Here is a 13,448-nt window from a genome sequence, read left to right as displayed (position 1 = left end):
ATTTTTATTGCCGCTTGTGGTGCGCGTCCATATGATGCTCGGACCATGTGAATTTAGCTGGGTATTGATGAGGTATCCATGGGTTCTCCGCTTTTCCGATTGATCGGCGTAAAGACACGCCAAGGCAGCTCCCACTTTGGTATGACGTCGATGCTGGCCGTCGTGATGCTACTGACATTCAGCACCGCCAATTACGCAACCAGCCAGACGCCCCCCACCGAAGAAGAGACAGCCGTACAGTCGCTGATGGCCGACTTGCGCGCCGGCGCTGCAACGCCCGGTTTGATTGAACGTGCCAATGCGTTGATTGCTCGCTATCCGAACTCGGCGCCGGTTTATATCGCGCGTGCTTCCATTCTCGGTAATACCGATCGGATGCGAGCGATCGATGATCTGAAAAAAGCCACGACACTTGCCCCGGAGCACAGTGAGGCCTGGTACCTGTTGGGCATGTTGCAAATGTCGCCTGGTGACGGTTTGAACTTCGGCTCAGCAGCCGCGAAAAGTTTCGAGAAAGCGATGACCAACGCGCCCGTAGAGTGGCAGCCACGTCTGCTTGCCTTGCGTTTTGATGCACTCGCCAGTGTCAACCGCTCTGAAGCCGCCCGCATGATTGAAGAGGCTATCACGCGCTTTCCGGAAGACGTCAATCTGGTGTTACGTCGAGCCAGTGTGGCAAGTCCGGACAGCAAAAAGCTGGAGTTGCTGACCGCCGCCGCGCATAAATGGCCAGACAACCTGGACGTGCTCGCCGAGTACGGACGGGCATTGGCAAATGACGGCTCCAGCATGACCACAGAAGTCATCAAAAAAATTCTCAGCCTGTACAAAGGCGAAGCGCCGTTGACGAATTATGTTGCCGAGATCGCCAACCTGCTGGAGCGAAAGCGCAAACCACAAGAAGCGGATGCGATCATCGAGGCCGGATTGCAGCGCTGGCCAAAAGAAGTCGGGTTTTATATTACGCGGGCAAAAATGCGCCCGAAAACCGCCATTCAGGATATGGAAAAAGCGATTTCGATCCAACCGAATGAAGCGTCGTTGTACGTTCACCTGGCCATTGCCGAGCATCAAAATGGCTTGCCTAACGCGAAAAACACCCTTGATCGAGCCGTGCGAATGGACCCGGCGAATGTCGATATCCGTCGTTTCCGGATCAAGTGGAATAAAGACATGCGCATTGAAAATGGGGGGGAGATTGTCGCCGATCTGGAAATGCTGCCGGAAACCCAAGGCTTCGTGAATCCACAAGAAAACAAAGATAATTTTAATTTTTATGTCATGGCCTACGAAAACGCCAAGCGTTACCACGATGCCTTGCGACGTCGTCTGGTTGAAGCTGGTCAACCGTTGCACCTGAGTTCAGTGGACAATGTGGTCAAGTATCGCGAACACCTCAGCAACACTGACGCTGAGGCGATATTTGCCGAAGCGATGAAAGAAGCCAACAGCCCTGATCTGAAAGATAGCGCGAAGATCAAGGCAAGACTACTGGCCTTACGCGGCGCTTATCGGGCGGCCACACGGGGTCGCAGCGCCGCCATGGCAGACTTTGATGCGGCAATCGCCACAGGATTTGGCTCAAGTCGCGGTGGTTCGGATGGCTTCGAATCTTATCGAGCACAAAGTTTGTTCAACGCCCATGTGCGTGAATACTTCAGCGACACTGAATCCACGCCTTTCGCCGAGCAAGCATGCCGGGAGGGTCTCGTGCAGCGCTCGGCGTCGCTGTACTTCGGCGGAACCGACAATGCGTTTCTTCATACGTTCACCGGCACGCAGGATGACAATCGAGGCAAGAACGCCATGGGTATGGAATCACATGGACGTTTCTACTCTTCGCCAGACGAAGTGGATACCAAAACATGGACCTATTCGCTTTCCGGTACCGATGGCGATGCCACGATTCAGATTCTCAACAATCGCCAAATCAAGCTTAATGGTGTGACGCTGCGTCGATGTCAGATTGACGCTAACGGCAACGCTACTGGTCGGTTCTATTGATAACGCGAACTCGCTAAGTTAGCGACGGTATTGTTAAGGTTTAGTGCTTATCTGCACTGTTGCGAACAGAAAACAGCGTTCGCAACAGTGCAGTAGGCCGATTCAATTGGACAGTGCATTTCACCACGGCAGCGGAATGTCCAAACGGTTCTGCGCCATTAGCCCAGCGCCGTATCGAGCACCATCATCACCGCGAAACCGATCATCACACCCATCGTCGCCATTGTTTGATGACCGTGACGATGGGTTTCCGGAATCACTTCGTGTGAAACAATGAAAATCATCGCACCGGCCGAAAGCCCCATGCCAATCGGATAGGCAAGCGGCAAACCACCAGCAAGACCGATGCCGAGCAGAGCGCCGAGTGGCTCCATCAAACCGGTGGCGGCACCAATCAACGTTGCCTGCCAGGCCGACAGATCAGCGGTGCGCAACGCCATCGCCACCGCCAAGCCTTCCGGAATATCCTGAATCGAAATCGCCGTCGCGACGGTGGCACCGACGCTGAAATCACCGCCGGCGAAACTGACGCCGATGGCCATACCCTCCGGCAGATTGTGCAGCGTAATGGCAAAAACAAACAACCAAACGCGGCTGATGCGCTCGCAACCGGGCCCGCATTTGCCAACGTATTCATGTTCGTGCGGCGTGAAGCGGTCCAGCCCGAGCATCAGCATGACACCAAGCGTCAATCCGACAACGACCGTTAACGCGGCGCCAAGGCGGCTGCCGGTGATGTCTTCCGCAGCAGCAATGCCGGGCAGGATCAATGAAAACGCACTGGCGGCCAGCATCATGCCGGCGGCAAAACCCAGCATGCCGTCAGCCAGCTTTTGCGAAAGGCGGCGCAGACCCAGTGCCAGAAACGCACCGAACGCGGTGGCCGCGAACGCAGCCAAGCCACCGTAAAGAGCATCGGCAAGATGATTGTCTGGATACGCGGCCAAGGCCCGGAACAGGCCGACGACAAACAGCGCCAACACGGCCAGCGTGGAGATGCCGAGGCTGGCGAGCGTCCACGGATGTTTTCGTGCCTCCTCGATCCAGGCTTGGCGTAGTGAAAACGGCGCAGGTTCGGTGTGTTCCATGGTGCCCTTGGTCCAGCGTTCGAAGTCAGTACCCAATGAGGGCTGCATTTATACGTTGTCAGCATTCCCGGATTCTGCAAGCGCTAGCGGCTTTGCCATGGCGCTGACTCCCCGAAGTGTTGCGCAAATACACCACGCTGACCAACACGCCACGGCAATCAGCACCATAGTTTCGATCAATGGCCATAGCCGTCATCAAAGCGTCATATATTCGATCTTCCATATATGTGATTTTCCATATACATTTACTCCGTCTCTTCCCTACGGAATTGCTGATGGCCCTGAATCCCGTTAGTTTCTTTAAAAGTCTGGCCGATGAAACCCGGCTGCGGATGCTGATGTTGCTGACCACCCAAGGTGAGCTTTGCGTCTGCGAACTCGGCGCCGCGCTGCAGGACAGCCAACCAAAAATCTCGCGACATTTGGCGCAGCTGAAAACCGCTGGTGTGTTGCAGAGCAAACGCCAGGGCAAATGGATCTATTACCGCCTGCATCCGCAATTGCCAGCGTGGGCAAGCACGGTGCTGCAACAGGCCGCCAACGGCAACCAACCCTACGTCAAAAAAAATCAGCAACGATTGGCCACGATGTGCAATCGGCCTGAACGTTGCTGTTAAGTAATAATCGAAGCAAGGAATTCGTCCATGAGCATCAAAGTCGGAATCAATGGTTTTGGTCGTATCGGCCGCTTGGCGCTGCGGGCAGCGTTTACTCATCCATCTCTGAGGGTAGTCGCGATCAATGACCCGGCCGCCGATGCGGCCACGTTTGCCCATTTGCTGGAGTTTGACTCGGTGCATGGGCGCTGGCCGCAAGCGATCGCCGCCGACAAGGAATCGCTCACGATTAACCATCAGCGCATTCGCTTCACGCAGAACAAAGCCATCGCCGATAGTACATGGTCCGACTGCGATGTCGTGATCGAAGCGACTGGCAAAATGAAATCGACAACGCTGCTGCAAGCTTATCTAGATCAAGGTGTCAAACGCGTGGTCGTTTCCGCACCGGTGAAAGAAAAAAGCGTGCTGAATATCGTCGTTGGCGTCAACGATGATCAATACGATCCAAGCCAGCACCGCATCGTTACTGCAGCCTCTTGCACAACAAATTGCCTCGCTCCGGTGGTGAAAGTCATCCATGAACGTTTTGGTATTCGTCATGGCTCGATCACCACCATTCATGATCTGACCAATACCCAAAGCATTCTCGACACTGCCCATAAAGATCTGCGTCGGGCGCGCGCTTGCGGCATCAGCCTGATTCCAACGACCACCGGTTCCGCAACTGCCATCACCGAGATTTTCCCGGAACTGAAAGGCCGACTGAATGGCCACGCCGTGCGCGTGCCACTGGCGAACGCCTCACTGACCGATTGCGTATTCGAGGTGGAACGCGCAACGACCGTTGAGGAAGTCAATGCCGCATTGAAACAGGCAGCGGAAACCTCGCTGCGAGGCATTCTCGGCTATGAAGAAAAGCCGCTGGTATCGATTGATTACAAAACCGATCCGCGTTCGTCGATCATTGATGCGCTGTCGACGATGGTCGTCAATGAAACCCAGGTGAAGATTTATGCCTGGTATGACAATGAGTGGGCGTATGCCAATCGGGTGGTGGAGTTGGTGGCGATGGTCGGAACGAAGGAATAATCTTCAAAGATCGATCATCGCTCTTGTATGCCAAAACAATCTGGGGGAATAAAGCCGCACTTGACGTTCAAAGTGGTCTCGACACTTCAAAGGCGCTTCGACTTTCGCGATTGCCGGGATGCGCCCCGGCGGTCGCCCTACTTTATCTTGCTCGTGCAAGAAAAGTAGGCAAAAGACAAATTTGTCAGGAACAAATTTGGACGCGGGAGGCGCCCGTAGGGTGAGTGCCTGGATGGCACGAATCCACCACGCCCTGAAGCGCCAGGAGAGTTGCTTTACTTCGTCTAGGCCGTTCCGGCATCGACAGGCCTCCAGCTCGGGCCGCGCTGAGTCGGCATCCATGCCTCAACAGCGCTACAACCGCTGTCCTTGCGGTTGTACCCGGCTTCCATCCTGTCGCTGCCGGCTGGCGCATACGGGGGCCCCGTTTTTTCTATTCCGTGGGAGTTTGATCTGCTTTAAAAACTGCAAAGATGAAATATCAGATTAACTTCCCCTAATTGAGTACTGCTGCTAGTGAAATTGTGAAAATGAATGCCGCACAAAAACAATATCTGCTGATTACCGGTAATTACTGGGCCTTCACATTGACTGACGGCGCACTCCGCATGCTGGTCGTGTTGTATTTCCATCAGCTTGGCTATGCGCCGCTGCAAATCGCCTTGCTGTTTTTGTTTTATGAGTTCTTTGGTGTCGTGACCAATCTGCTTGGTGGTTGGCTTGGTGCTCGTATCGGTTTGAATAGAACGATGCATATCGGTTTGCTGTTACAGGTGGTGGCCTTGTCAATGCTGTTGGTACCAAGCGCCTGGTTGACGGTGCCGTGGGTCATGGCGGCGCAGGCACTTTCTGGCATCGCCAAGGATCTGAACAAGATGAGCGCCAAGAGCGCGATCAAGACGCTGCTGACCAATGAAGCCCAAACACGATTGTTTCATTGGGTGGCGGTGCTGACCGGTTCGAAGAACGCACTGAAAGGCATCGGCTTTTTTCTCGGTGGTTTGCTACTCAGCGTGCTTGGGTTTCAAGGCGCTATCGCAGCGATGGCCATTATCCTGGCGCTGGTTGGCGTGTTCAGCCTGCTGACCTTGAAACAGGAACTCGGCAAAGCGAAAAACAAACCGAAATTCTCGGCGCTGATGTCCAGCAGCCGGGCTGTGAATATTCTGTCGGCGGCGCGACTATTCTTGTTTGCTGCCCGTGATGTCTGGTTTGTTATCGCGCTGCCGGTTTTTCTTGCTGAACAATTGCAGTGGTCGCACACCGCTGTTGGCAGTCTGCTGGCGCTGTGGATTATTGGTTATGGCGCCGTGCAGGCGTTGGCGCCTCGTCTGTTCGGCTTGCGCGGCCCGCATCCGCCAGGACGCCATGCCGCCATCCTTGGCGCGCTGATACTGGCGCTGATCATGTTGTTGCTTAGCTGGTTGCTGCCCTCATCATTTGGCGGCATATCGGTCGAGCAGGTGCTCGTCGCTGGTTTGCTGGTTTTTGGGGTCGTGTTTGCCATCAATTCAGCGTTGCATAGCTATCTGATTGTCGCCTACGCCCGCGAAGATGGCGTCTCGCTCGATGTCGGCTTTTACTACATGGCCAATGCCATGGGCCGATTGGCTGGCACAGTGTTATCCGGCTATCTGTATCAGCAATACGGATTGATGGCGTGTTTGTTGGCCGCGGCGAGCATGTTGCTGTTGACGACCGTGATTTCCTTGGCGCTGCCTCGGAATCCTGTAGGCAGTTAATCACCTAACATTGGCTGTCATACAAAAGGCAAAAATCGGTAAGCATTTCATCATCAAAGCGTCATCCGGCATTTCTAGGCTGATTGCTCCACCTACACTTGGAGCATCAGTTCATGATGACAACGATTCATCGCCTCACGCTGTTGCTGTTAAGTTTTTCCAGTATTGCGCTTGCTGAAAATTGCCTTCACGGTTGTCCTACTGGTAAAAATGGGCAGATTGTCACCCGCCAGATTTATACGCTGCAAAACAATGCGCTAACCAAGTTCGCCGACTGGACCGCCTATCAAGTCACTCCAAACACAATTGACGGCCCAAGTCGTTCACGCACCTGGAAGTCAGATCCGGCGATTAACGCCGCCCATACCTTGGAGCCCGCTGACTACACCAACGCCAATGCGGTGCTCGGTACCGATCGCGGACATCAAGTGCCGCTGGCCTCATTCTCCAACACGGCTTACTGGGCTGACACCAATTACCTGTCGAATATCACGCCGCAAAAAGCCGATCTGAATCAGGGACCATGGGCACGCCTGGAAGAGGCCGAACGCGCACTGGCGCGTAGCGGTAAGAACGTGTTTATCGTGACCGGGCCATTGTATGAGTGGTATGTCGGCGAACTGCCCGGCGCCAATGAAAGCCATGTCATTCCTTCCGGCTATTTCAAAGTGCTGATCACCAACAGCAACGGCTGGATCGACGCCTCCGCTTTCATCATGGAACAGAACCTGGGCAAAAACGCCAATTTCTGCGGCCGCGAAGTCACCATCGATCAGGTTGAGCAACGCGCTGGCATCAACATCATGCCAATGCTACCGGCCTACAAAGAAAGCGCCGTCGAGGGCCGCACAGGTGGCCTGCGCGCGGCTTTGGGCTGCTGAACATCAAGTAAAAAGAGGCTGCAAACATGGCGGCCTCTTTTTAATGTGAATCGTTATTTCAACAATGTTGCCACCGCTTCACCGGTCGCTTTCGCTGATTGAGGATTCTGTCCGGTAACGATGCGTTGATCGACCATGACATGTTCCTTCCAGGCATCAGCAGCACGGAAAATCGCGCCGCGCTTTTTCATTTTATCTTCCAGCAAGAACGGCACGGCTTCCGTTTTGCCGACGGCCTTCTCTTCTTCATTGCTGAAGCCAGTAATTCGACGGCCTTGCACCAAGTGCTCACCGTTGCTCAGTTTGACGTTGACCAGCGCAGCAGGCCCATGACAAACCGCGGCGACCACACCGCCCTGCTCATACACTTCACGCGTCACCCGATCAACGGCCGGACTGTCCGGAAAGTCCCACATGGCGCCGTGACCACCGGTGAAAAACACCGCTTGATAATCTTTGGCATTGACCTCATCCAACTTCAGCGTTCGATCGATTTCTTTCTTCATCGCATCGTCATGTAAAAAGCGCTGATCGAGTTCGTCACGGTTCTCCAGACTGCCCGGATCAATGGGCGCTTTACCGCCTTTGATACTGGCGATTTCAACCTGAAGGCCGGCTTCGCGCATCGCGAAGTATGGATGGGTTAGCTCACCCAACCAATAACCGGTTGGTTTGCCGGTGTCACCCAGTTGATCCTGACTTGTCAGTACCATTAATACTTTTCCGCTCGCCATATTGTCCTCCTCTTTCGTTTCGACTTTGACCTGCTCTCTCCCTCATCATAGAACGTCGCGATTTTTTATAACCTGAGATTGTTTAAACAGCTTGTTTTGATGCCATCAACTCATTCCTTGATCCGTAGCGATTGCTACGGCAATGGTTCGTCAACGACAAACAACGCAATCGTCTAACCTTAGTAGCAATACTGGTTATCTCTAAAACGAGGTCTCGTACATGCGGCGACGTTGCTGGCAAAGTATCGCGATGTTTTTTTTACTGCTCAGCACCTGCATGGCGTCGGCCCAGTCGGTGGTGCTGATCGAAATTCACGACGCCATCACCCCCGCCAGCTCCAGCTATTTTTTGCGTGGTTTGCACCATGCCGAACAGTCTGGTGCCGAGCTGATGATTGTGCGCCTCAATACGCCGGGCGGGCTCGATACCTCGATGCGGGAAATGATTCAGGCAATGCTGGTGTCGAACGTACCGGTAGCAATTTATGTTGCGCCGAGTGGCTCACGCGCAGCCAGCGCTGGCACGTACATGCTTTATGCCAGTCATGTTGCAGCGATGGCGCCCGGTACCAATCTCGGTGCCGCGACACCAGTGCAGATCGCTGCGGCAGGAGGCGAAGATGACAAGGAAAAAGCCAAACCGGATCCGAAAACCACGAAAGCGGTACAGGATGCAGCAGCCTACATCCGCTCGCTGGCGCAGCTGCGTAACCGCAATGTTGAGTGGGCCGAGCAAGCGGTGTTTGAGGCGAAAAGTCTGTCGGCAAATGAAGCGTTGGAGCTGAATGTCATCGATCTGATTGCCAAGGATATCGACGACTTGCTGCAACAGGTCGACGGCCGGCAAGTGAGCGTTGCCGATGTCAACGTCACCCTCAACACAAAAAGCGCCGCAATCACCACACTGCAACCGAATTGGCAGGAACAGGCGTTGGCGATGATGGCCAATCCGAATATCGCGTTGTTGCTGATGATGATTGGCGTCTACGGTTTGTTGTTTGAATTCTACACGCCAGGCTCAATTGGTCCCGGCGTCATCGGTGCCATTTGTCTGCTGCTAGGCGCTTATGGTTTGGCGATGTTGCCGCTGAATATCGTTGGTATCGCGCTGATCGTGCTCGGCCTAGGGTTGATGGTTGCGGAAGCGATGGCGCCGAGTTTTGGCGTACTCGGGGTCGGCGGTATTGTTGCGTTCATCATCGGCGCGCTGATGCTGATCGATGCCGACATTCCCGGTATCGGCATTTCCTGGCAAATGGTGGTGCCTCTGGCACTGACCAGCGCCGTGGCCATCGCGATGATCGGCATGTTGGCGATGAAGGTACGCAAACGCAAACCGGTGTTCGGTGGCGAGGCGATGATTGGCGAGCGGGTATTGGCATTGGAAAATTTTGATGTCGAAGGCCGCGTCCAGGGTTTTGGTGAAGTCTGGCAAGCGCGCAGTGGCAAACCCTTGCAACAAGGTCAGGCCGCGCGCGTTATCGCTCGCGAAGGATTGACCCTGATAATCGAACCAGAAGGAGAAAACTGATGATTCCGATGCCTTTCGGCTGGTCGTTTGTGCTGTTGATTGTGATCATGGTGCTGGCCAGCGCCATCAAGATTCTGCGCGAATACGAACGCGGCGTCATTTTTTTGCTCGGCCGGTTCTGGAAGGTCAAAGGTCCGGGCCTGATCATTGTCATTCCCTTTGTGCAACAGGTCGTTCGCGTTGATTTGCGCACGGTGGTCATGGACGTACCGACCCAGGATGTCATTTCCCGCGACAATGTCTCGGTCAAGGTCAATGCCGTGCTGTACTTCCGCGTTGTCGATGCCCAGAAAGCCATTATCAATGTCGAGCATTTTCTCGACGCCACGTCGCAGCTGGCACAAACAACCTTGCGTTCAGTGCTAGGTAAACATGAGCTCGATGATATGCTGGCCGAACGCGAACAATTGAATGCCGATATTCAGAAAATTCTCGACGCACAAACCGATAACTGGGGCATCAAGGTTTCCAACGTCGAGATCAAACATGTCGATATTGACGAATCGATGGTGCGCGCCATCGCCCGTCAGGCCGAGGCCGAGCGAGAGCGGCGTGCCAAGGTCATTCACGCCGAAGGGGAAATGCAGGCCTCCGAGAAACTGCTGCAAGCATCGCAGGTGCTGTCGCAATCACCACAGGCCATGCAATTGCGCTACCTGCAAACCTTGACCGCAATTGCAGGCGACAAAACCACGACGATTGTGTTCCCGTTACCGATGGATTTGATTCAGGCAATGCTGAAATCGATGGATGTCGAGAAGAAAGAATGATGGCTCCGCAAAGAGAAATGTAGGTCCGTATATGGACTCCTCCCCTATTGCAAGCCATCGTCGAAAGCGACAAAGGAATGAGACTGCAAACGTATATCCGACCTGTTGATGAGCGTATCAATCGCTCTGGCCATAATGGTTTTCGCTCACACCGTGCCTATCGAATTGGCGGCCTTTCCTGTTCAGGAGGCCGTCGCACCTAGCGGCATCATGGTGTGCCGGTCTTACCGTTGTGCCATTCTCGATGACTTGGCAATCTCTGGTGGGTTAACTCCTATCGCTTAATTGCTCTTCCGATAACACTGGCCTTTGCTCAACAACGCCCAAATGATGCGCGCGTTTTTGTTGGCCACGGCGACGGTGGTGACATTGGTATCGCGTCTTGCCTCCAATGCCTGGATGTTCAGGCTGCGTGCATCGTGTTTTTTTCGGCTGGCATTTACCGCCGCTCGGGCGCCGTGAATCAGCAAGGTTCGCAGTAATGGATTTCCGCGCTTGCTGATACGTCCCAGACGCTCTTTGCCTCCGCTCGAATGTTGCGTTGGCACCAAGCCCAAATACGCGGCAAATTGTCGCCCGCTGCGAAATTGTTTGGCATCACCCACTTGCGCAACTAATGCGAAGCATTGATGGGCCAATGCCTTCGATGGCCAGCAGTCGCTGAATCCGTTCATCGTTTTTCACGCAAGCCAGCACCTGCTTGGTCAGGGCATCGAGTTGTGCACTCATGAACGTCAGCTCGTCATAAAGCTGACGCAACAGTTGCCGCATCAACGGACACAGCTCATTGCGCGGTTCGTCGATAATCGCCGGCAACTGACGACACAATGCCGTGGCGCCATGCGTCGAGATGACAATGCCGTGCTCAGCCAATAACCCTTTGGTTTCATTGATGAGGCGGTGCGGGCACGGGTTACTCGTTGACGCACCCGATGTAAGGCTTGCAGTGCCAGTTGCTCCGGTGGCTTGACCGTGACAAAGCGCATCGTCGGTCGTGACAGCGCTTCACAAATCGCTTCGGCGTCATTGGCATCGTTCTTATTGGATTTGACATAGGGTTTGACGAACTGCGGCGGCATCAGCTTGACCACATGGCCCAGGCTCGTCAGCCGGCGTGCCCAGTAATGCGCACCCGCACAGGCTTCCATACCAATCAGCGTCGGGGCCAGCTTGGCGAAGAACGGCAGCATCTGTTGACGGCTGAGGCGTTTGTTCATCACTGGTTTGTCGTGGTCATTGACCGCATGAAGTTGGAAAACCTGCTTTGCCAGGTCGATTCCGATGCGCTTAATATTCATAACGGACTCCTTCCTTCTGTGACTGACATGACTCGTCAATCTCAGTCTGGCACTTCGACGCCGTGGATGGGAGGAGTCAATACCATCAAATTCATTCGGACATCGTTTGCGTCGGTTCAGACACGTTTATTGAAGCCCTTTGCCCGGATAGATCCGGACCTACAGCGATTCGATATTGGCCAGATACTGTTCGGCTTGCTGCAAAATCGCTTCGCGCTTGTCTTCGTTCATTTTGTCCCAGCTGCCGTAGATCATGCCAATGCGCGGGTTATCGCGAAAACGCTGGCGATGTCGATTCATAAAATGCCAATACAGGCTATTGAACGGGCAGGCTCGCTCACCGGTTTTCTTGCTGACCGCATAGTGGCAGCTTTTACAGTAGTCACTCATTTTGTTGATGTAGCTACCGCTCGATGCATACGGTTTGGTCGCAATCAATCCGCCATCGGCGAACTGGCTCATGCCACGAGTGTTCGGCAGCTCAACCCATTCGATGGCGTCGATATAAATGCCAAGATACCAGTCATCGACTTCATCAGGCTTGATGCCGGTTAACAGACAGAAATTGCCGGTGATCATCAGACGCTGAATGTGATGGGCATAAGCGTAATCGAGCGATTGCCCAATCGCCTGCTTCAGGCAATTCATTTTCGTGTCGGCAGTCCAGAAATAGCCTGGCAGCGATCGTTTCGCCTGCAATCGATTCTTCTGCCGATAATCCGGCATATTGGCCCAGTAAACGCCGCGCATGTATTCACGCCAGCCAATGATCTGGCGAACAAAGCCCTCGATCTGCGGCAGCGTGATCCGCTTCGGGCTTTGTTGATGGGCACTGAGCGCGGCGTCAATGACTTCGTTGACTGACAGCATCTTGCTGTTCAACGCAAACGACAGACGAGAGTGGAACAAGCTCCAGGCGTGAATATGCTGGTCGCTCATGGCATCCTGGTAACGACCAAACCAGGGCAACGCCTGCTGACAGAAATGCTTCAACAGCTTTAGTGATTGCTGCCGGCTGACCGGCCACAGCAAACGGTCTTCCAACGAGCCGAAGTAATTGACCTTGTGCTTTTTTAGCCTGTCGATAACGGCGCTGGCGTCGTTGTCGAAGACGAGCGGTTTCGGGATTTGTTGACGCCCATCTTCGTCGAGAGCCGAACGATTCTCCTGATCAAAGTTCCAGCGTCCACCGGCCGGTTTGTCATCATCCATCAGAACGCGAAAGCGCTGACGCATCATCCGATAGAAATGTTCCATCGTTCGATGCTTGCCCGCTTCAAATTCTTTATTGATTTCCTCAAATGGCAACAGAAAGTGCTCGCTATCGACCTCATGGACGGCGATTGACTTCCCAAGCTTCAGGTGTCGCAGTTGCTGCAGCAAGCGATATTCGTCGGGCCGCTGATATTCGAATGTTTCAATCGCGTGCTGTTTGCATAGCGCCTGCAACAACGCAGGAAGATCGGAATACCTGCACGAGTCGTCCAGCGTCAGATGCAAAACCTGATGCCCGGCCTTTGCCAGCGCTTCGGCAAAACCTTGCATAGCCAGGAAAAATGCAGCGATTTTCTGACCATGGTGTTTGACGTAGTTGAGCTCCTGCGGTAGTTCAGCTAGCAGGTACAACACTTTTTCATCGCGCTGGCGAAGCCAAGAGTGTCGAGCATTGAGCTGGTCACCCAGGATCAGGCGCAATGTGTGGAAATGAGGCATCGGGAATCAGCACGCCAGATAATTTTCCGGTTATACGT

General features: G+C 54.0%; 10 protein-coding genes and 1 pseudogene. 7 read left to right on the top strand and 4 right to left on the bottom strand.

The genetic code is table 11. The features are described from left to right. Nucleotides 1-78: 78 nt before the first annotated feature. Nucleotides 79-2,004 carry a tetratricopeptide repeat protein gene (locus E2H98_RS13965; RefSeq protein ID WP_157591387.1) on the top strand — a complete coding sequence of 642 codons (1,926 nt, stop codon included), beginning with the start codon at nucleotides 79-81 and terminating at the stop codon, nucleotides 2,002-2,004. A gap of 158 nt (nucleotides 2,005-2,162) precedes the next feature. Here the strand turns inward: E2H98_RS13965 and E2H98_RS13960 are convergent, their stop codons facing one another. After that, on the bottom strand, nucleotides 2,163-3,092 hold the full coding sequence (locus E2H98_RS13960; RefSeq protein WP_133593683.1) for a ZIP family metal transporter: 930 nt from the start codon (nucleotides 3,090-3,092) through the stop codon (nucleotides 2,163-2,165). Between the two features lie 275 nt (nucleotides 3,093-3,367). Between E2H98_RS13960 and E2H98_RS13955 the strand changes: the two genes are divergently transcribed. The 4 genes from E2H98_RS13955 (at nucleotide 3,368) to E2H98_RS13940 (ending at nucleotide 7,364) form a co-directional block, all read left to right on the top strand. Beyond that, complete coding sequence (locus tag E2H98_RS13955; protein WP_162848231.1) at nucleotides 3,368-3,709, top strand: metalloregulator ArsR/SmtB family transcription factor; 342 nt, start codon at nucleotides 3,368-3,370, stop codon at nucleotides 3,707-3,709. Between the two features lie 27 nt (nucleotides 3,710-3,736). Next, on the top strand, nucleotides 3,737-4,741 hold the full coding sequence (locus tag E2H98_RS13950) for an ArsJ-associated glyceraldehyde-3-phosphate dehydrogenase (protein ID WP_133593651.1): 1,005 nt from the start codon (nucleotides 3,737-3,739) through the stop codon (nucleotides 4,739-4,741). Between the two features lie 530 nt (nucleotides 4,742-5,271). Further along, a complete protein-coding gene (gene arsJ / locus E2H98_RS13945) occupies nucleotides 5,272-6,483 on the top strand; it encodes an organoarsenical effux MFS transporter ArsJ (RefSeq protein ID WP_133593649.1) in 1,212 nt (403 codons plus the stop codon). Nucleotides 6,484-6,596: 113 nt separating this feature from the next. Then, nucleotides 6,597-7,364, top strand: a complete 768-nt coding sequence (locus tag E2H98_RS13940) for a DNA/RNA non-specific endonuclease (RefSeq protein WP_133593647.1) — start codon at nucleotides 6,597-6,599, stop codon at nucleotides 7,362-7,364. A gap of 53 nt (nucleotides 7,365-7,417) precedes the next feature. Here E2H98_RS13940 and E2H98_RS13935 read toward each other — a convergent pair whose 3' ends face one another. Then, a complete protein-coding gene (locus E2H98_RS13935) occupies nucleotides 7,418-8,077 on the bottom strand; it encodes a type 1 glutamine amidotransferase domain-containing protein (RefSeq protein ID WP_232475418.1) in 660 nt (219 codons plus the stop codon). A gap of 241 nt (nucleotides 8,078-8,318) precedes the next feature. Here E2H98_RS13935 and E2H98_RS13930 point away from each other — a divergent pair, with 241 nt between their 5' ends. Both E2H98_RS13930 and E2H98_RS13925 read left to right on the top strand, forming a co-directional pair. Beyond that, complete coding sequence (locus E2H98_RS13930) at nucleotides 8,319-9,629, top strand: NfeD family protein (protein WP_133593643.1); 1,311 nt, start codon at nucleotides 8,319-8,321, stop codon at nucleotides 9,627-9,629. A gap of 8 nt (nucleotides 9,630-9,637) precedes the next feature. Further along, nucleotides 9,638-10,399: a slipin family protein gene (locus tag E2H98_RS13925; protein WP_198325322.1), complete on the top strand. Its 762-nt coding sequence runs from the start codon at nucleotides 9,638-9,640 to the stop codon at nucleotides 10,397-10,399. A 281-nt stretch (nucleotides 10,400-10,680) separates the two neighbouring features. Here E2H98_RS13925 and E2H98_RS13920 read toward each other — a convergent pair. Continuing rightward, nucleotides 10,681-11,697, bottom strand: a pseudogene (locus E2H98_RS13920) (IS110 family RNA-guided transposase). Nucleotides 11,698-11,856: 159 nt separating this feature from the next. Next, entirely contained in the window at nucleotides 11,857-13,410 is a 1,554-nt protein-coding gene (locus E2H98_RS13915; RefSeq protein ID WP_133591838.1) for a cryptochrome/photolyase family protein, read from the bottom strand. Nucleotides 13,411-13,448 lie beyond the last annotated feature (38 nt).

It is taken from the genome of Permianibacter aggregans, from assembly GCF_009756665.1.
Classification (GTDB): Bacteria; Pseudomonadota; Gammaproteobacteria; order Enterobacterales; family Permianibacteraceae; genus Permianibacter; species Permianibacter aggregans.
This window is presented reverse-complemented; position numbering and strand designations above follow the sequence as displayed.